Below are 19,518 nucleotides of genomic sequence, written 5' to 3'. Positions count from 1 at the left end.
TCGAACTTCCGGCGGCCAGGCCGGATAACGGCCAGCCGGTCAGGAGATCGTCAGTTCCAGAGCCGGATGCAACCGCTGCAGGTTGCGCAGGGATTTTGACTGCCACGGAATGGATTTCGACCCCAGTACGCGAACGCCAACCTCGGGCTGTTTCCTGATTTCGATCGTGAACTTGGCAAGCAGGTTGATCCCGGAACTGTTGAGAAACTCCAGTCCGGTGAGGTCCAGCGTGATGATTTCCGGTTTGGACGACAGTATGGAATTCATGATTTCAAGAATGGGCGCGTAAGCGTCCGTACCCGAAAGCCGCATCGTTCCTTCGTAGTGGATTGTCGAACCTTCAGTCCAAACGCGATAATCGTTCGTGCTGATTTCCATTTTGGTTTCTTCCTTTGGAATTAATCGGCGATCAGGACAGTCGCAATGATGCAAAGGTCGTCAGTTCAACGCCTTCACTTACACGCTCCGACGCGAAAGACCAGCCTAATTTCGCTCCGTAGTCGCTCATAAGTGTCAGAAGTCCGAGACCCGAGCCGGATGAATCCGGATTGAGCGCGTTTTCCTCGATCCGTTCCAGCAACAGCTCCCCCGGTTCGCGCTCCATCAGCAGCGTCAGGTGCCCCTGGAATTTTTCAGCCGTCTCGTCATCGATCTGGTTCATGATCCGGATTTCAAACCTGTCGTCTTCCAGACTGCTGACAAGCTCGACATCGCCGCCATGGCGGAACTTCACCGCGTTTTCCAGGATTTCGTTGATCATGTAGCTGATGCTGTGGCGTGCATCGACCGGATCGATGCCCTGCCGGCAAGCCCGGCTGAAATATTCGCCTATGAAATCGGAGGTGACACCACAATGATGCCAGCTGAGTTCAAGCGGCTCGGCGCGCAGCTTGAGTGAGAAGCTGGTCGCATCACTGCCGTTCGAAGCTGTCGTGTTACCAAAATCCTGGACCATACCCTACCTATGCTTCAAGACGACGAGCGTGATGTCATCAAATACTTTGTAGTCACCGATATGCGACTTCACATCATTAATGACCGCTTCGGCAATACCCTTGGCGGATTTCGAGCGATTTTCATGGGCGCTGTCGCTCAGACGATCGAGACCGAACATTTCGCCGGTGTCGTTTTCAGCCTCCGTTATCCCGTCGGTGTGAAGGATCAGGACATCTTCGGGCCCGAAGTCCAGATCAAGCGTGGCGACAAAGGGTGAAATGTCGGCTTCCAGACCGACCGGGAAACCGAGATCCATCGTATCGATGCGTTCGGTTTCGCCATTTGCCCGGATGATCAGAACTTCCTCATGCTGGCCGGACAGGGTTACCTTGCCGTTTTCATAGTCGACAAAGGCCAGGGTCAGATGCTTGTCGGACTTCGTGCGGGTGATGTTTTTATAGACCGCGCGGTTCAGCACATCGAGGAAGGCAACCGGGTCCCTGTCGCCCTTTTCCTGCAGAGCGCGGGCGACCGACTGCACCATAAGCATCAACACGCCGCTTTCCAGACCGTGGCCGGTCACGTCGCCGATGCCGACCTTGATATGATCGCCGTCAAAGAGCACGTCATAATAGTCGCCGCCGACCTCGTCGGCAGGCTCCATAAACGCGGCGATTTCGATCTGCGGGATGTTCTCAAGCTCGCTGAGGCGCGGCAGAACCATTTCCTGGATGCGCTTTGCAACGTCGAGCTCCGCGCCAAGGCGCACATTCTCCGATTTGAGGCGCTTGTTCAGATCGACAATCTCGCGGTTTGCCGTTTCCAGCCTTTTCGTGCGCTCTTCAACGAGATTTTCCAGATTTTCCGTGTGGTAGCTGATTTCTTCAGCCATGCGGTTGAATGCACGCCCGACAGCCGCCACCTCGTCCCGCGTCGTCATCGCGACACGCACGGAATAGTCTTTGTTCTGCAGCGCCCGTGCCGCATCTGCAAGCTGCGACAGGCCCTTTGTGATCCGTCCGGAAATCGCGTAGACCGCGAGCGTGACGATCATGAGGCTGACCAGAAGCACCACGATCTGCCAGTTGATGATACGCTGGGTCGCCTCGGTCAGCTCCTGCTGAACGGCGGTCAAAGACGCATAGATCTCGTCGTTGGAGACCATGAAGCCGAGCGTCAGATTTTCCGAAACGATCTTTTCACCGTCCCAAAGGTTGATCGGTGCGAGCTCCTTCAGGATGACGGTGTAGTCCTCATCGCCGCCATCTGCCCTGGTCGCCAGGTTGAGGGTGTCGATTACGGTTCCCTCGTTATGCGGCAGCTCGAGTTTCGCCACTGCAGGGAACTCGCTCTGGGCAAGGAATCTGTTGATGCCGGTCACGCCCTGGCCTTCGCCGCCGACGGACACAAGGCCAAGAACCTGCGCACCCGCATCGCTTACCGCCAGCACATTGCCGGACGAGGACGCGAGAAAGCCGAAACCCGTATCGGCAATCTTGACGTTTTCGACCAGGCTGGACAGCTGGTCGAGCGTGATATCAACCGCGGTCATGCCCGCGACGTCGGTGCGGTCTTCCGTCCAGAGCGGGAAGAAGAAGCTCACGATCTTGGCGCCCGTGATTGCATCGATGTAAGGCGCCGTTCCGACGATATCCCGCGGCACCGGCCGGTTCGCCGGGTTACCGATCCAGCTCTGCCAGCTCTCGTATACGCCTGGAAAGAAGAAATCCCAGAAGTTTTCCTCATTGTGGCCCGGATAGAGCCGGTCGAACGTTTGCGCCTGGTCGGTGTAAGGCGTCGTCCGCATGATCGGCATGTCTTTCGGGCCGACATAATACATCTGCAGCTTCGGCGAACCGGTCTTCATCATGCCGGGCGCGACGAGGTTAAAGGCAGAACTGTCCGCGATCTGTTTTTCAACGGCCGGAAGCGGGTTCCCCTGGTCGTCGAGCAGATATCCCCACACGCTGACAACCGACTCTCCCGGTTCGTTCTGGGACCAGTCGGCAGCCTGATTGAACACCAGCTTGTCGCCCAAAACCGGATCGGTCTCGACCGTCTGGCCAATTTCAGCACCGGTTCGCGGATTGTCGATCAGGGTCTGCATGGAAGCGCCAAGAGCTTCCACTTCAGAAAACACCTGATCGAGCAGCAACTCGGTTCGCAGCGCAGTCGTATCGATATAGGTGCGCAGATATTCTTCGGTCGCCGTGGTCAGACCCAGGGCAACTTTTTCAGTTGCATCCTTGGAAAGCCGCTGCACGTTCCAGATGGCAACACCGCCGGCCAGCATCAGGTCGAACAGAACCGCCGCACTCACCACAAGAATAAATTTTGCGCGGAAACTGTGACGGGAAAGCCGTCCGATGCGCTCCGGCTCGTGTTTTTCCGGTGTATCAGCGTTCACGTTTGCCAAGCTCATTTTGGTTTTCGTCCCGAGGCAACCCAGATTGGCCAGCCGGCATATCCTTTCGGATGCAGAGCCGCAAAAATGTGGTCCTGAAAGCCTCTCCGGAATTCACGGATCTCGTCTTCGCTGTCGCCGCGTTCAACGGCCATCTGGCCCGCGTAAACGTCTTCCCAAGACTGGATGATATCGGCGAAATCCTGGGGGTTGCCGTCCAGGTTGGTGACCATGAAGGATTCCATGCGAATGTCTTCCAGACCCGTGTCGACCAGATGGCGGCGGCTCTTCGGACCGAATTCGATGTCCATGTTGAAATGCGCCCAAAGCCGAGCGACTTCCGTATAGGTCTTCTGAATGGTTTCAGAGCGCGGTTCACCGAGGCAATGCGAGTTTTTCTCGTTGGTGATATAGACGCGGCCACCAGGTTTGCAGATCCTGAAGAGCTCCTGGAGAATGAGTTCCGGGCGGTCAAAGACCTGAAGGGAATGGCGGCAGGTCACGAAATCGAACTGGTCGCTTTCGAGCAACATGTCGGATGCGTCGCCGAAGACATAGTCGATGCCCCTTACGCCGAAGTCGGAAGCCACTTTGCGCGCGTATTCCAGGCTGGACCGGCTGTGGTCGAGGGCAACTAGGCGCGACGGCTGATATTCCTTCTGCAACAGGACGGCGAAATCGCCGATACCGCAGCAGATGTCAGCCACCTGCATGTCAGGCTCCAGACCATGCCTTGCGAGAATGGATTTTTCGTGCCGCCAGGTCAGCTTGGTCTGGGTGCGCAGGATCGGAATGAAGCCGCCTTCTTCCAGAAACGTCTGCCCGGGATAGAACTCGCTGTCATACTCGCTGACAGTGATGCGTTCGGACATGGCTTCCAGCACCGCAAACTTGCGGGTTGCCCAGCCGACGACGCTTGATGTCGTCACATGTACGTTCAGGTCGCTCCGCCCGCGGACAAGATCCAGGATCTTGCAGGCAAAAGTCTGGAAAGCGACATTGTTCATCCTGACCAGTCTGCGGACATTCACATAGAATTTTCCACTGACATTTCTGACCGACTGCTCGAGCTCGGAAATACAGCCGTTCAGCTCGTCGGGGCGCTGCGGACGCAAGCTGCCCTGCAACGAGAATTCCTGGTCGTTCTCGTTATAAGTCCAAGCAAACGCGTGAGGCGTGGTTACGGAATTCATTTTTTGTCTTCCTCGAGCGTCATTTCCGCCGTCAACTGCATTCGGCCGTCTTCAAAACGGTCCACGGTCAAGCGTGCGCCATAGTCGACACCAAGCTCCAGGAGGCCAAGACTGGCATCAGGTTCCGCTTCGGCAAACAACGCCTCCAGATAGAGCTTTTCCGCATTCTCGTCAGCAACTTTGCCTATAGCATCCTGGTAGGCGTGATAGGTATCGTCTTCGACGGGAAAGACCAGTTCTATCCGGTCAACGTTATCTTTTCTGTGGACCGAGAACTGAAGCGTGCCCTCCTTGTCGTGCATCCGGAAGACCGTCTCCATGAGCTCGTTCACGGCGGAGGAGTAAAGATTCGAAAAAAGAAGCGAATCGAGCCGATTGTGGCTGACCATCCTTGCAAGATACGCCGACATCAGGTCGCAATGCGACCAATCCGAGCAGAAATCCTCGATGTTCAAGTCCATCTGAAGCATTTGCGGCAAATCGCTTTGCGAAAAGACCCCCTCAGAAGGTGACGGCATGCTTATTCCCCCGTTGGCGTAGGCTATCGCGCACTATGTTAGTGCGTCTCAGTTTCACAATGCACATGGAAATTACCGCCAGCGTGACGCGTGTCATCGATAATTCATGTATTTAACAATACGGTGTCGCTAGTTGCCAAGGATATAACAACTTCGGTTAATGTTTGTTTTTATTCGCGAATGTAGACGTTAGACTATGCGCGATCCGGCAACTTTCCCGTGCCGATCTGAGTACCATGGTTGGACAATGAACAGCGACAGCAAAACAGCCCCGATGCCTCAAGCTTCCGATGACGACGCGAGCAAATTACGTAGGGAGTTAGAGGACCTTAAGGCTGAGCATGCCGATCTGAAATTGCTCTACGAGGCGACGATCGAACATGGCGAAGCTGTCGAGGATCAGCTTGCGGAATACAACATTCTGCTGACCAAGACGCAGGAAAGACTTGAAGCCGAACTGCGCGATGCCGGCAACTATGTCCACTCAATTTTGCCCGAAAAGCGCGTTTCCTTTCCACAGGCGGACTGGCTTCTCATACCGTCCACCGAATTGGGGGGTGATTCGTTTGGCTATCACGATCTCGACGAGGATCATTTCGCCATTTATCTCATCGACGTTTGCGGTCATGGCGTGGGAGCCGCGTTGCTGTCGGTTGCGATCATAAATGTTCTCAGAGCCAACGCGCTTGCCGATGCAGACTTCCGCACGCCGTCCGATGTGCTTGAAAAACTCAACAACGCCTTTCCGATGGAACGGCAGAACAACATGTTTTTCACGATCTGGTATGGCGTCTACCAGCGCTCAACCGGACAACTTTCCTTCGCATCCGGCGGTCATCCGGCTGCCGTTCTCCTGAGGCCATCGGCCGACGGGCCTGAAATTGTCAGTCTGGGTACGCCGGACGGAATGGTTATCGGGGCTCTGCCGGACATGCCCTACGACGGCGACAGCTTTCAATTGCGCTCTGGCGACAGGCTTCTGGTCATCAGCGACGGCACATACGAAATAGAAGACGACAAAGGTGCGACGCTCACGTGGAACCAGTTGGCCGAAAAGGCAAAGTCGGCTACAGGTCCGATCCCACAGGCGGTTTACGACTGGCTGGCTGCCTTTAACGGCACGGCTCCGCTGCCGGACGATTTTTCAATGATGGAATTCACTTTCTGAGGCATTCAGGCCCTTGAGCCGGTCTAACGGGGCAGACGCACGATCGTGTGGTTGCGATCACCGCTCCGCTTTGTCGTCACCTGCTCGGCAAGCTGGTGCACAAGGAACAGACCGAGCCCGCCGACCGGCATGGATTCCGCGTCTTCGCCCTGCACCGGACCATCAGGCGAGATGCTGTTGTCGAAAGGTTTTCCGCTGTCTGTCAATGTGAGTTCGACGTGCCTGGAACGCAACGCCATCGTGACCACGATCTCGTCAGCCTCGCCCTTGGGATAGCCGTATGAAACCGTGTTGCTGAAGAGCTCCTCCACCACGAGCAACATCGACCGTCTCACCTCGTCAGATAGGCCTGCGGTTCTGGAGAATGACTCCAGCGCTGAATAAACGGCCTGCAACTCCGACAGATCGTTTCGCACTGTCACCTTTTCTGCCTTTGCCGCCATGAGAATGTCCTGCTGGTCAGAGCGTGCAGTTCCAGCGTTGTCGCCGTTCACCCCTATTTGCCCGCTTCGGCCTTGGCGTCGGCTTCGCTGCCCACGACTTTCAGAATTTTCAAGAAGCCCGAGATTTTCAGGACTTCCACCACTGACGGGTTCACCTCAAACAGAACCAGCTGCTCACCTGATGGCGCCAGAAGTTTGGCGACGATGAGCAGTGAGCGCAGACCGAAACTGGTGACGTAGTCGACGTTCGACATATCGATAAGAAGCGTGCCGGTCCGGGCCGCAACGAGTTCCTTCAAATAGGTCTCGAAGGTCTTGGCACTCAGCGTGTCAAGCTTTCCGCTTGGACGCACGATGGCAAAGCCCTCGGACGTTTCGTGCTCGATTGTGATTTCTGGAGCCTCTGCGGTCATTCCCGTATCCTCATCATGCGTTTTTGCTCTGGATGCACGCCACCGGGGATTGCCAGAGTGCTCGTATCTCCAAGATGCGCGCAACAATTTCTTCTGAAAAATTGTAGATTTCATAAACGTGCCGGAAGGCTGATCGCTCCGAATCCGAGAATCAGTTTACATATGGGCGGTGAATCCTGCTTCCAATTGCTCCGGAGTACCTTGATGGCCGACGAAGAAGCCTTGGCGACACTCGAAGATCCAAGAGCCGAGGTGGGCGGTGCCGACCTGGAAGCGCCGGAAGGGCAGGATGAATTCCGTGACTCAATGGAGTTTGAGGAGCTCGAGGCCGAGTTCCGTAAAATGGAAACCGATGGCCCCACTGCCGTCAAATGGTCCCAGCTAAACGATGATACGCTCAAGGTTCTGAAGACAAATTCGAAAGATCTGGTTCTGGCGACCCGCCTGGCGTTCGGTCTCTTCGTCGAAGAGGGTTATCCCGGGCTCGCGGTCGGCCTCGTCATTCTGCGCGACATGACTTCCACACACTGGGAAACAATGATCCCGCCGGTGCGCCGTGAGAGGGGACGGGCCGGCGCCTATGATTGGCTGGCCGAAAAGCTCGCGCCAATGGTAGAGGCAAAGCCTCCGGAGGGGGCGCATAATGCAGAGATTTACATTGCTCATGAGGCCCTGCTTGAACTCGACACAACGCTTGAGCAGAAACTCACCAAGTCGCAGGCCGCCCTTGGACCGCTAATCCGGGCCCTCCGGCCGCTTGCAAAAGACGCCAAGGCCGTTCTCGAAGAACAGAAAAAGGCCCAAGAGGCCGCGGAAGCCGGGCCTGAACAGCCGACGGAGGACAATGCGCCGGCATCTTCGGCAGAAACAGCGCCCGTTGAGAGCGCACCGGCGGCGCAGGCCCCGGCCTCAGCCCCTGAGCCGACGCCGCAACCTCAGGTCCAAGAAGCGCCTCCCGCGCCAACGCCGACACCGGCCCCACCGGCCGCGGCAGCTCCCGCTGCGCCGGTCGCTGAGATCAGTGTCGATACCTCAAATGCCACGGCCGCCCTGCAGGCGGTATTCAACGCGGCGACGAAAGCAGCGACTACCGTACGTCAGCAGTCTCCGACCGATGCAAGAGGCTACTACGCGGCGCGGTTTGCGCTGTGGGGCAGACTAGAAAATCTCCCGCCGGATACTGACGGGAAGACCGCCCTGCCGCCCCCTCAAAAACCGAAAGTTGCCGAAATAGCCGCCTTGAAGGGCGCCGGCAACAATGAAGCGCTTGTCAAGGCCGCCGAGTCCGCCTTTGTCGCATCTCCCTTCTGGCTGGACGCGCAGTTTCACCTGGCATCGGCAATGGCCAGCCTCGGCGAGCCATACGCGGCTGCCCACAAGCTCGTTGTCGGCGAACTGGCGGGCTTTCTGATGCGCTTCCCGGGCCTGTTGAGCCTGTCGTTCAGTGACGGAACCGACTTTGCCAGCATGGAAACACGCGACTGGATCGCTCAGGAGGTTCAAGCCGGAAGCGGTGAAGCGGGCGTTTCCGGCTCGGATCTCGACAGGGCCTATTCCGAAGCCGTTCAGCTAGGGACCGCTGGAAAGACGCTTGACGGTCTGAATGTTCTCAAAAGTCACATGGCATCGTGCGAAGCCGGACGCGACTGGTTCGAAACACAGTTGAAAATCGGCGAATACTGCCTTCGCTTTGAACTTATCCAACAGCTTTTTGCACTGCTAAATTCGCTTCGCACTATCGCGGTAGAACGTGATCTGGCACACTGGGAACCAGAACTTGCAATCGCTCTTGCACGCCTGTCGTGGCAAAGTTTAGCGCACAAAAACGCGAGGCAATTTCTTCCAGACGCTGATGCCGTTCAGTTGCGTGCCAGTACAATGGAAACCCTTGCACTGCTTGATGTCGGCGCTGCCGTGGAGGTGGCCGGGAGAAAGTGAATTAAGAATGGCTTAAAGCCGAAAGACTAAATCTCTCAGCCATCTAAATGGAAGTGACACATCCGCGCAGTAATGATGTGTTATTCGATGGCTAGCGGTGTTCGGCGACTTTTGCCTGCATGAATTGGCCTGTCTGACTACGGGGGACGTAATGTCTAAGGAAGCTTCAGTCGCACCTAAAGAACGTGTGAATATCAAATACAAGCCGGCAACGGGTGATGCCAAGGAAGAAGTCGAACTGCCGCTGAAAATGGTCATGCTCGGCGATTACACGCAGCGCCCGGACGATACACCGATCGAAGACCGCACCCTCATCAACATCAACAAGGACAATTTCAACGAGGTCATGAAGAGCCACGAGCTCTCTCTTGATCTTGCGACGGAAAACAAGCTGGTCGACACGCCGGAAGGCGAGGAGCCGGACAACCTCTCCGTGTCGTTGAAATTCGACAACCTGAATGATTTTACGCCGGAGTCGATCGTACGCCAGACGCCGGAACTCAACAGCCTGCTGGAACTTCGCGAAGCACTTGTGGCCCTGAAAGGTCCCCTTGGCAACGTGCCTGCATTCCGCAAGGCCATTCAAGGCGTGCTCGGCGACGAGGCAGCGCGCGACAAGCTTTTGTCTGAGCTGACGTCCGCAACCGGTTCTTCCGACGAATCATCTGAATAACTGAGCACTGTCCAATACGGTCGGATAAGATACCGGCCGGATCCGACGTTCCAAACGACGAGATTTACGCATGACCGATACTGACGCACAGGGTGCAGCGGCCCAGACAGAAGAACTCGATGCCTCCTTGCTGGACCAGATCCTCCAGGAAACCAAGCTCACGCCGGCCGACGAGGGATATGACGTAGCACGCAAGGGCGTCGCTGCATTCATTTCAGAACTCTTGAAGCCGACCGCCGGCGACAGCCAGGTGAATGGCGCGGCTGTTGACATGATGATCGCGGAAATCGATCAGAAACTGTCGAAGCAGGTTGATCAAATTCTGCATCATGAAGAGTTCAAGACGCTCGAATCCGCTTGGCGCAGCCTGAAGTTCGTCATTGACCGGACCGATTTCCGCCAGAACATCAAAGTCGAGATGATGAGCGTCTCCAAGGACGAGCTTCTGGAAGACTTTGAAGACAGCCCGGAAGTCGTCAAGTCCGGCCTCTACAAGCACATCTATACCGCGGAATACGGTCAGTTCGGCGGACAGCCGGTGGGTGCGATCGTCGCAAACTACGATTTCGGGCCGAATGCGCCGGACATCAAGCTGGCGCAATACTGCGCAAGCGTCGGTTCCATGTCGCATGCCCCGTTCATTGCGGCCGCCGGTCCGTCCATGTTCGGTGTCGACAGCTTCGAAGAAATTCCGAACCTCAAGGATATGGAATCCATTTTCGAAGGGCCGAAATACGCCAAATGGAATTCCTTCCGCGAGTCGGAAGACGCCAGGTACTTCGCTCTCGCAATGCCGCGCTTCATGCTGCGCACGCCTTACGGGCCCGAAACGGCCCCGGTTAAGGCCTTCAACTATGAAGAAGAAGCAGAGGGCAAGAGTGACAATTACCTCTGGGGCAATGCTTCCTTTGCTCTGGCAACAAAACTGACTGACAGCTTTGCAAAGTACCGTTGGTGCCCGAACATTATCGGCCCGCAGTCCGGCGGCGCCGTCGAGGATCTTCCTGTCCATACGTTCGAGGCCATGGGACAGCTGCAAAGCAAGATCCCGACGGAGGTCCTGGTTTCGGACCGGAAGGAATACGAACTGGCAGAACAGGGCTTCATTTCCCTGACCATGCGCAAAGGCAGCGACAACGCGGCCTTCTTCTCGGCAAATTCCGTTCAAAAGCCGAAATTCTTCGGCAACACGCCTGAAGGCAAGGATGCCGAGCTGAACTACAAGCTCGGCACGCAGCTGCCATACATGATGATCATCAACCGTCTGGCGCACTACATCAAAGTGTTGCAGCGCGAGAATATCGGCAGCTGGAAAGACCGCGGCGAGCTTCAGTCCGAGCTCAACAACTGGATCCGCCAGTATGTTTCGGACCAGGACAATCCCTCGGCTGATGTCCGGTCACGCCGACCACTGCGGAAAGCTGAAATCTCCGTATCGGATGTTGAGGGCGAACCCGGCTGGTACAGCGTGTCAATGGCCGTGCAGCCGCACTTCAAATATATGGGCGCCGACTTCACACTGTCACTCAAGGGCAAGCTCGACAAGTCCTGATATCCGGTCATTTGACCGGGTTTGCGCCAACGACGGGTGCCGGCCACTGGCCGGCGCCTTTGCTGCTTGGAGGGGGAACTTTTCCGCATGGTTGTAAGTCTGTTCCAACGGCTGGAAAACGACATTTCCGGGTCCAACTATCGCAACGCGGACGAGTTTGAAGCAGCAGTGCTGGAAAGTGTTCTTGAGGACTTGCGCGTTTTGCTGAACAGTTCGGCGGGATGCTGCGAAATCAGTCCGCATTTCGGTCTGGCGGACTTCAATTCGATCACCAAATCGCATCAGGATACGGCGACGGAGATCTGCCGGGACATCGAACGGCAGATCCGGGAATTCGAGCCGAGGTTGCGAAACCCCATTGTTCGTGCCGTCAACGACCCCGACAAGCCTCTCGATTTCATTTTCAACGTGGAAGCGGAACTGAATCTGGGAGACAGTTCCAAGCGAATCCGGTTCAATTCCATTCTCGACAATAGCGGGCAAATCAGGGTCAGCGCATAAGGCACCTGGCGACAAAGGGGCAATTTTCGGGAATGGCAATCAACTCATATTACCGCGACGAGCTGAACTACCTGAAGGAAATGGGCCGGGTGTTCGCCAAGGCCAATCCGCGCCTCTCGAAATATCTTGCGGACGACCCGCTTGATCCCGACGTGGAACGCCTGCTGGAAGGCTTTGCGTTTCTGGTCGGGCGCCTGCGCCAGCGCCTCGATGCGGAAATGCCCGAGGTTGCGCTCAACCTGCTCAAATTGGTCTGGCCGCACTATCTCAGGCCGGTTCCGCCAATTACCCACGTCGAGTTCTCGCCGGCGGAAGACTCGTCCGATCCTTCGACGAAAGTTCCCCGGGGCACCTTCGTTCAGACCAAACCTTTGGACGGGAACGCGGTGAGGTTTCAGACGCGCTGTGACCTGCAAGTTCTGCCGATCAGGTTGATGTCCGCGGAGCTTGAAAATCAGCGCGACAGTTCAAGGCTCACACTCAGTTTCCGCAAAACCGGCGGCAACAACCTGCAGGCTCTCGCCGAAGCGCCTCTGCAGTTGTTCCTGGGTGCCAGCAATGATGCGGCCTTGTCACGCGAACTGTTTCTTCAGATGTGCAAGCGCCTTACGACCGTCGAGTTCAGTGCAGACGGCGGGCCGTCGAGGCCAACGGAAGTCAAGGTCGTTCCGGTCGGAATGGAACAGGAGGAGGCAACGCTTCCCTACCCGGAAGGCGCCTTCGACGGTTTCCGGATTATGCAGGAATATTTTTCCTGTCCCGAGAAATTCATGTATGTGCGCCTCCATGGTCTCAACGTGTTCGCAAACGAACCTGTTGATGAGTTTCAGCTCGTGCTGCATTTTTCCCAAAGGTTCAACAATCAGGACCGTATCAGCAGGGACGCTATCTCGCTCAACACCGTACCGGCGATTAATCTATTCGAGACTGAAGGTCAGGCCCTGCAGGTCGCGCATGACCGGACGGAATACCCGGTGCGCGCTTCAGGAGACCGTTCCGCCTTTAGCGTTCACCATGTGGTGGGCGTCACCGGCTGGATACAAGGCAGCAACAAACGGGTGAACTATCAGCCGTTCGAATCCTTCTCCCACGACCGGGCGAGCAATCCCGAAGACTCGCTCTTCTATAGGACCGGCATCCGGCCGTCGGTGCTCGGAAACGGTGTCGACCATTACATTTCTTTCGTGACGCGCCTGGATGAAAACGGCGTTCCGCCGACGGAAACGATTTCACTTCGGCTGCTATGCTCAAACGGTGAACACGCTTCCAGGTTTGGATTGGGTACAGTCAATCAGCCAACGTCCACGACGCCAGCAAAGCTGCAATTTCAAAATATCACGCCAATTCAGTCGGAGGTGCCGCCGCCCCTCGACAATCAGGTCCTTTGGACACTGATTGCCAACCTCTCCCGCAACTACGCATCGCTGATCGACGTCGAAGCCCTCAAAACCGTTGTCGGCGCTTATGATTTCAGGGCCTATGTTGACAAACAGGCAGCGCTGCAGCGTGAACTCCTGCTTCAAAATTTTCAGAAATTCGAGCGCAAGACAGTTGATATTTTCCGACAGGGGCGACCGACGCGCGCTTACGAAATCGTCTTGTCGATGTCGGAGACCGCTATGGGGGGCGAGGCGGAACTTTACCTGTTCGGCACCGTCCTCAATCGGTTCTTGAAGTCGTACGCAAGCATCAACAGCCTGCACCAGCTCTGCGTCATCGGTACCGATGCAAACGTCATTCATCGATGGAGCCCGTCCTTTGGGGACGCGGACCTCCTATGAGCCTGGAAACCACCCCCAAAACCGAGGAAACGCCGCTGGACGCAGCGCTGGCCGAACGGCTCAAGCGCACGCAGTTCTTCCAGGCGCTTTACCTGATTGGCCTGCTTCATCCCGAGCTTCGCGAGATCGGCCCGGGTCACGATCCGGAGAAAGAAGTGGTGAGGTTTCGGGCAAGCCGATCGCTCAGTTTCGGTGCCAGCGACATATCCAGCATCGATTACGAGGACGCTGCGGATCGTTTCGACGTCAGAGTGAATTTTTTCGGTCTCTACGGACCCGCCTCTCCGCTCCCGCCATATGTGACCGAGCGGATTATCGAGCGCGACGAGTATCCGTCAGCACTGGAGGATCTGCTCGATCTTTTCAATCACCGGCTGATCACGCTGCTCTACGATATCTGGCGCAAGTCCCGGCATTTTGTGCGCTACAAGGGACACGGTCTGGACCCGACGTCTCAGTGCATGCTTGCGCTGTGCGGCTTCCCCGTGGACGAACGGGATACCCTCGGCAATGTCGATCGCAGCGCGATCCTGCCGCATGTGGGGTTGATGTCCCACTATGCTAACTCTCCTGAAACAATCTCTTCCCTGTTGACGAGTTTCTTCGAGCTTCCCTTCGAGATTGTCGAATTTGTGACGAGGACCGTGGACATTCCAGCCGAAGCCAGAATGGAACTTGGTGTCGAAAACTCGTTACTCGGCAGCGATATGGTTCTAGGCGAGGAGGTTGAAGACGACCTTGGCAAGTTTCGTCTCAGACTTGGTCCGGCACCCTTTGACCAACTGGAGGAGTTTCTCCCGCACGGGGATCAGCATGCCGTACTTGTCGACCTCCTGTCGATGATCGTCCGGGATCCTATCGACTGGGATCTGGAGTTTGAATATGAGCCTGACAGCATTGAGCCGGGACAGCTTGGGTTGTCCCGGCTTGGCAACAACATGTGGTTGTCTGATTCCGCAGACGGTCCTTTGGAAAATAATGTTCAAATGTCCCCAGTGACATCCGACACTACCGTTTCCAGAGGAAATCAGCCCGTGCTAGAACAAGTTGGTGGGAATGCATAACTGGGCGAATCATTCTAGAGAGATGAATCGTCCACGGGCAGGATGCAAGTTCAGGTATGAGTCACTCTCTTACTCTTGTTTGCGACAAAATCGGATCCCGGCATGAGTTCGGCCCGAATGGCGGGGCCTTCGGCCGATCCCGGAAATGCGACTGGGTTCTTCCAGATCAGGACAGGCATCTTTCTTCCGTTCACGCGCGCATAATCTTTCAAAACGATACGTTCGTTCTTGTCGACGAAAGCACCAACGGGACCTTCCTGGAGGGTCAATCCACTGCGATCGGACGCGGCAAAGCCGTCAGCCTGTCACCCGGCATGAAGCTGCAGGCAGGACCCTACCAACTGCGCGTGGAAAGCATCCGGACCGATCCTTCGGGGCAGTCGAACACATTTGGCGCGGCACCCGGTGCGGGACGGCACCAATCGCAGCCCGACGCCACACCGCTGCGTCTCGATACCCTGGGCGCCAGCCGTCAACAAACACCATCCTTGGACCCGCTTGATCATTTGGGCGGCGGCTCCTCGGAGCCGCTTGCCCCCGTTGCCTCAGTCCAGACAGACGCCGACACGATACCCGAGCCTGTTGCCTATTCTGTGCCAACCCGGCCACCTCAAACGGTTTCCCCTGCAGACGCAACCCGTATTCACCCCGTTCAACCACTGCAGCAGGGTGCGCAAAGAACGGAAGCTGACCAGACCCGTTTTTCACCGGCACAGGCGCAGCCAGACCTCAGTTCGCTGTTGCCGGCAACACCTGCCTCCACGCCGATTCCGGCACAGGCACCCGCAGCTTCGGCGCCACCACAAACCGCGCCGCCAGCCGAACCGCCTTCACTTCCACTGGTTGGATTGCCGGGAGAAACCGCTGAGAGCCAGGCAACGCCCTCAGCCGCGTCCACAGGGAACATCATTCCTGAGGATTTTCTGTCCGGGATCGGGGGGGCACCGGCGACCTCTCCGGCAGCCGTGCCGTCAACCCCACCTGTGGCGGCTCCCAGCCCTCAGATTCCTGCGAATGCGTTACCTGCCGATATGGCACCAGAGGCCGGTCAATCGTCGCCGCAACCGCCTTCGGAGAGCGTCATCCCGGACGGCGCCGATTTCGGATTCGGATCGCCGTCAACCTCCGCGCCCGTTCCCGATACGCCTTTGGCTGCAGCAGTTGTTGCAGCGAAACCAGAACCTTCCAACGCAGCCGCGCCGGTCTCATCGGCAACGCTCAACCCGCTGGAAGCATTGAAAAAGCGGCGGGCGCAACGCGAGGCGGAATTGGCCCAGAAGGCCAAGGCCCGGACGGCACCACAGGCACAATTGCCTGAAGCCAGTCTTGTTGCAGGCGCAGCCGAAACAGCCACCGGTGAGCCATCAGGTGCCTCGAAAGAAATTAGCGGCCAGTCCGTGGCACCGACTGCGCAACCTGCTTCGATGCGCTCGGCACCGAAACAACCGGCACAATCGGCGCAGGATACTGCCATCTTTCAGGCTCTGCTGTCCGGGCTCGGGTTCAACGATGTTTCCGTTGCAGACGACGATCAAAGTGTTGTTGCACGCGAAGCCGGCGAAATGGTCCGCGAACTTGCCAACGGACTGATCGCCCTTTTGAGTGCCCGTAAATCGCTGAAAAGCGAATTCCGAATGTACGAAACCCGCATTCAGCCTGAAGAGAACAATCCGTTCAAACACTTCAACGTCGGGGAGCTCGCAATCGATGAGATGCTGTTTTCCCGCAAGGGCGGATTTTTGCCTCCAGCAGAGGCAGCAAAAGAAGCCTTCAAGGATCTGCAGAGCCAGAACATGGTCACCATCGCGGCAACGCAACGGGCAATGAGACTGCTTTTTGAGAGCCTGTCGCCCGAGACCCTTGCCGGTGAAGAAGACGAAAGCGGACTACGCCTGAAAGGACTGGGTTCGCGAAGAGGCAAATGGGAAGCGGCGAAGGAGCGCCACGACAGGCTGCGCGCCGATTTCGACGCGATCGTGCGCCAGACGATCGCTGAAGCTTTTGTCCAGATTGAAGAAGAACAGGCCAGACAACAGTCGAAGGATTTTTGGGGGACCAGAAAATAATGAGAATTTCCCGGCGGGATTTCCTTGGACTATCGGGAGCGGCCTTGTTGCTGTCGCAAGCCGCCTGTTCCAGAACGCCTCCTCCCACCCCCATCAAGATTGACCTGCAGGCAGACGAGTTCATCAATCCGAACGAGAACGGCGACCCGGCACCAGTGGTTGTTCGCGTCTATCAGCTCAAAGAAGTCACGGCATTTGAAGGCGCCGAATATTTCGATTTGGCCGATGACGACAAGAAAGTTCTCGGCGGGGATCTGATTGGTGTCCAGGAATTCGAGTTAACACCCGGGGAAACAAAAGATTTCAACCGTGACGTCTCTTCCGAAGCGACGCATATTGGGGTAATTGCAAGTTTCCGGGATATAGATTCGGCACAGTGGCGCGATACAATTGAACTGCAGCAAGAAAAGAAAAATGATTTTGTCATTTACCTGACAAGTCTTGCCGTACGTATTCAAAAGCTGCGGAACCGTCGGCTTGGTGTCTTCTAGCGTCTCGAAACTGCGTCTGTGACGGCCAAGTTATCTGGCGCTTTCTACTCGGCTGCTGACAGCATTCAGAGGCGGTTGCTGGACTATGTACCAAGAAAAACCTGCGGAGATGGGCAGTGAATGAAAGCCTGAAACCACTCTGGCTCGAGGGAATGTTTCTTCGGCCGCAGCATCTGCAACAGCATGACCGCTGGTTCGAAACAACGCTCGAGCAACGGGTTCACGACCTGCAGCCCTACGCCTGGGGGCTGCGCCAGATCAGCATCGACCCCGAAGCTCTTGAGCTTGGCCAGTTCCAGATCAGCCTGGCCGAGGCCGTTTTTCCGGACGGAACGTCCTTTTCAACAGAAAAAAACGGCGTGATTTCAACTGCCCGCCAAATCACGGTTGAGGATCAGGGCAAACGTATTTTTCTGGCGCTGCCGCTCAAATCCGCAGGTCAGCTTGAACTCGGTGACGGCGAAAAAACACACCGCCGCTACTCCCGGCAAACCAGCGAAGTCCGGAACACGAACGAAGCGGACAAACCCCAAGCCGCCATCGCCGTCGGAGCACTGACCGCGCGTATCGTGCTTGAAGGCGAGAGCCTCGATGAAACAACACATATTCCAGTCGCGGAAATCGAAACCGTTTCGACCCAGGGGCAAATCAAGCTTTCGGAGAGCTTTATCCCGCCCATCCTGCATGCCTCGGCGAGCCCGTACCTGATTTCCCAGGTCGACCAGGTTCGCAGCCTGCTGCGCAAACGCGGTGAAATGCTGGCATCCAATACGTCCGGTCAGGGCGAAACAACCCGGTCGGGATTGCTGGATTTGCTGGCGCTCAGCATCACCAACAACTACGAGGTCCTGTTCGACCACATCTCGACATCCGGCAGGCATTCACCGGAGCTCATCTTTCGGGAGTTTATCAGCCTGATCGGGACATTTTCAGCCTATGGCGCTGATGACCGGCGGCCACCGGAGCTGCCTGCCTACGACCATCTGGATCTGCGCGTCACGTTCCAGAAGCTTGTCGCGATCCTGGACAGCCTGCTGAGCTTTGTCATCGAGAAGAATGCGGTCAATATTCCATTGTCGAAACGCGACTACGGCGTCTGGCTCGGCGAGACCACTAACAAGATGATCTACTCCGAAGCGCGCACATTCGTGTTGATTGCGCACGCGAATGTCAGTCTGGAAGTGCTGCGCACGCAAATGCCGATTCAAATCAAGATCGGGCCCGTCGAAAAGATACGCGAACTTGTAAACCTTCAACTTCCAGGCGTTGCCATTACACCCATGTCGGTAGCGCCCAGGCAGATCCCCTACGTGCAGAACGCCGTTTACTTCGCAGTTGATGTTGATAACGAGCTTTGGCCGCAAATGCAGTCGTCCGCAGCCTTTGCGTTGCATCTCAGCGGTGACTATCCTGGTTTAGGTCTGGAACTCTGGGCCGTTCAGAAGGGGCAGTAACCTCTAGCATGACAGACGACGACCTGGATCAACCAACCGTCGCTCAAAAATTGAGCCCCAGAGCCCGGACTTCAATGGCCGAGTCGCAGGGGGCCTATGCTGGTGAGGAAGACGAACCGACGATCGCATTCGTCTCACCGACGAACGAACCTGCGCCTGTGCCCGGCGCACAAGCTGGCGGGCCGGGTGGAGATCTGCAATCTGCGGCCAGTATCGTCCGGCAACTCGATCCTGATCCGGAACGAATCATCGTGCGCGCAGCAGCCCCGCTGCTCCTCATCATTTCGCAGATCCGGAACTCGATCGAGCAGGCCGATGTCCGCTCGCTGCGGCAGGAAGTCGTCGATGAAATAGACCGTTTCGAACAATTCGCGCAGCGCAACGGCGTCGCTGCCGGAGATATCATCGCTGCGCGCTACATTCTGTGCGCGACGCTGGATGAAACCGTTCTGATGACGCCCTGGGGCAGTCGGAGCGAATGGAGTTCAAACAGCCTGCTCAACCAGTTTCACAACGAAACCTGGGGCGGCGAGAAAGTGTTCAGTATCCTGGACCGTATCCGCGGTGACGCCAAAACGAAACTTCCGCTTCTCGTTCTCGTGCATACCTGCCTGATGCTCGGCTTTGAAGGTCGGTACAGAGTGCTTGAGGGCGGGCGCAATCAGCTTGAAGACCTGCGCAACGAGTTGTCACGGCTGATCCGTCGCAACAGCAGTCACAAGGTCGACGAACCGCTTTCAACAAACGCCAAAGGAACACAGCAAGGAAATAACGTACGAACGCTGCCGCCTTTCTGGATGCTCCTGGGGATCGGGTTGCTGCTGCTCATTGTCGTACGCGGCTACAGCGATTTCATCCTTGATGGCGAACTCGTGGAAGCGCTCAGCGCCATAAATTCTCTCAACAGGCTCTAGGGGTAAGAC

At 56.6% G+C, this 19,518-nt stretch carries 18 protein-coding genes; 11 read left to right on the top strand and 7 right to left on the bottom strand.

The window, feature by feature from the left end; translation table 11 throughout:
* Window positions 1-39: 39 nt before the first annotated feature.
* The 5 genes from ABVF61_RS12395 to ABVF61_RS12375 are packed head-to-tail and all read right to left on the bottom strand — an operon-like array spanning window position 40 to window position 5,051.
* Window positions 40-378, bottom strand: coding sequence for a slr1659 superfamily regulator (locus tag ABVF61_RS12395; RefSeq protein ID WP_353993868.1), 339 nt, complete (start codon window positions 376-378; stop codon window positions 40-42).
* Window positions 379-409: 31 nt separating this feature from the next.
* Window positions 410-955, bottom strand: a complete 546-nt coding sequence (locus ABVF61_RS12390) for a slr1658 superfamily regulator (protein ID WP_353993867.1) — start codon at window positions 953-955, stop codon at window positions 410-412.
* A 3-nt stretch (window positions 956-958) separates the two neighbouring features.
* Window positions 959-3,358, bottom strand: a complete 2,400-nt coding sequence (locus tag ABVF61_RS12385; protein ID WP_353993866.1) for a SpoIIE family protein phosphatase — start codon at window positions 3,356-3,358, stop codon at window positions 959-961.
* On the bottom strand, window positions 3,355-4,533 hold the full coding sequence (locus ABVF61_RS12380) for a methyltransferase domain-containing protein (RefSeq protein ID WP_353993865.1): 1,179 nt from the start codon (window positions 4,531-4,533) through the stop codon (window positions 3,355-3,357). The genes ABVF61_RS12385 and ABVF61_RS12380 overlap by 4 nt, the downstream gene beginning before the upstream one ends.
* Window positions 4,530-5,051, bottom strand: a complete 522-nt coding sequence (locus ABVF61_RS12375) for a ubiquinone biosynthesis methyltransferase UbiE (protein ID WP_353993864.1) — start codon at window positions 5,049-5,051, stop codon at window positions 4,530-4,532. The genes ABVF61_RS12380 and ABVF61_RS12375 overlap by 4 nt, the downstream gene beginning before the upstream one ends.
* 247 nt (window positions 5,052-5,298) lie before the next feature.
* On the opposite strand from ABVF61_RS12375, the gene ABVF61_RS12370 reads away from it, so the two are divergent.
* Window positions 5,299-6,219 (top strand): PP2C family protein-serine/threonine phosphatase, encoded by a 921-nt coding sequence (locus tag ABVF61_RS12370; protein WP_353993863.1) that lies wholly within the window; start codon window positions 5,299-5,301, stop codon window positions 6,217-6,219.
* Between the two features lie 23 nt (window positions 6,220-6,242).
* Here ABVF61_RS12370 and ABVF61_RS12365 read toward each other — a convergent pair whose 3' ends face one another.
* Together ABVF61_RS12365 and ABVF61_RS12360 are read right to left on the bottom strand one after the other, a co-directional pair.
* Window positions 6,243-6,713 carry an ATP-binding protein gene (locus ABVF61_RS12365; protein ID WP_353993862.1) on the bottom strand — a complete coding sequence of 157 codons (471 nt, stop codon included), beginning with the start codon at window positions 6,711-6,713 and terminating at the stop codon, window positions 6,243-6,245.
* 2 nt (window positions 6,714-6,715) lie between these two features.
* A complete protein-coding gene (locus tag ABVF61_RS12360; protein WP_353993861.1) occupies window positions 6,716-7,075 on the bottom strand; it encodes an STAS domain-containing protein in 360 nt (119 codons plus the stop codon).
* Between the two features lie 204 nt (window positions 7,076-7,279).
* Here ABVF61_RS12360 and tssA point away from each other — a divergent pair, with 204 nt between their 5' ends.
* The 10 genes from tssA (at window position 7,280) to icmH (ending at window position 19,509) form a co-directional block, all read left to right on the top strand.
* A complete protein-coding gene (tssA, locus tag ABVF61_RS12355) occupies window positions 7,280-9,013 on the top strand; it encodes a type VI secretion system protein TssA (RefSeq protein ID WP_353993860.1) in 1,734 nt (577 codons plus the stop codon).
* Between the two features lie 151 nt (window positions 9,014-9,164).
* On the top strand, window positions 9,165-9,686 hold the full coding sequence (gene tssB / locus ABVF61_RS12350; protein WP_353993859.1) for a type VI secretion system contractile sheath small subunit: 522 nt from the start codon (window positions 9,165-9,167) through the stop codon (window positions 9,684-9,686).
* 70 nt (window positions 9,687-9,756) lie between these two features.
* Window positions 9,757-11,238, top strand: coding sequence for a type VI secretion system contractile sheath large subunit (tssC, locus tag ABVF61_RS12345; RefSeq protein WP_353993858.1), 1,482 nt, complete (start codon window positions 9,757-9,759; stop codon window positions 11,236-11,238).
* 87 nt (window positions 11,239-11,325) lie between these two features.
* Window positions 11,326-11,739: a type VI secretion system baseplate subunit TssE gene (gene tssE / locus ABVF61_RS12340; protein ID WP_353993857.1), complete on the top strand. Its 414-nt coding sequence runs from the start codon at window positions 11,326-11,328 to the stop codon at window positions 11,737-11,739.
* 32 nt (window positions 11,740-11,771) lie between these two features.
* Window positions 11,772-13,520, top strand: coding sequence for a type VI secretion system baseplate subunit TssF (gene tssF, locus ABVF61_RS12335; RefSeq protein WP_353993856.1), 1,749 nt, complete (start codon window positions 11,772-11,774; stop codon window positions 13,518-13,520).
* Window positions 13,517-14,584: a type VI secretion system baseplate subunit TssG gene (gene tssG / locus ABVF61_RS12330; protein WP_353993855.1), complete on the top strand. Its 1,068-nt coding sequence runs from the start codon at window positions 13,517-13,519 to the stop codon at window positions 14,582-14,584. Before tssF ends, tssG begins: the two co-directional genes overlap by 4 nt.
* Window positions 14,585-14,640: 56 nt before the next feature.
* A complete protein-coding gene (locus ABVF61_RS12325) occupies window positions 14,641-16,650 on the top strand; it encodes a type VI secretion system-associated FHA domain protein (protein ID WP_353993854.1) in 2,010 nt (669 codons plus the stop codon).
* Window positions 16,650-17,141, top strand: coding sequence for a type VI secretion system lipoprotein TssJ (gene tssJ, locus ABVF61_RS12320; protein WP_353993853.1), 492 nt, complete (start codon window positions 16,650-16,652; stop codon window positions 17,139-17,141). The genes ABVF61_RS12325 and tssJ overlap by 1 nt, the downstream gene beginning before the upstream one ends.
* Before the next feature lie 116 nt (window positions 17,142-17,257).
* Complete coding sequence (gene tssK, locus ABVF61_RS12315) at window positions 17,258-18,595, top strand: type VI secretion system baseplate subunit TssK (RefSeq protein WP_353993852.1); 1,338 nt, start codon at window positions 17,258-17,260, stop codon at window positions 18,593-18,595.
* Window positions 18,596-18,669: 74 nt separating this feature from the next.
* Window positions 18,670-19,509 (top strand): type IVB secretion system protein IcmH/DotU, encoded by an 840-nt coding sequence (gene icmH, locus ABVF61_RS12310; protein ID WP_353993851.1) that lies wholly within the window; start codon window positions 18,670-18,672, stop codon window positions 19,507-19,509.
* Window positions 19,510-19,518 lie beyond the last annotated feature (9 nt).

Origin of the sequence: Roseibium sp. HPY-6 (assembly GCF_040530035.1) — a bacterium.
GTDB lineage: Bacteria > Pseudomonadota > Alphaproteobacteria > Rhizobiales > Stappiaceae > Roseibium.
The sequence above is the reverse complement of the archived record's forward strand: the minus strand, read 5'-3'. Positions and strand labels throughout refer to the sequence as shown.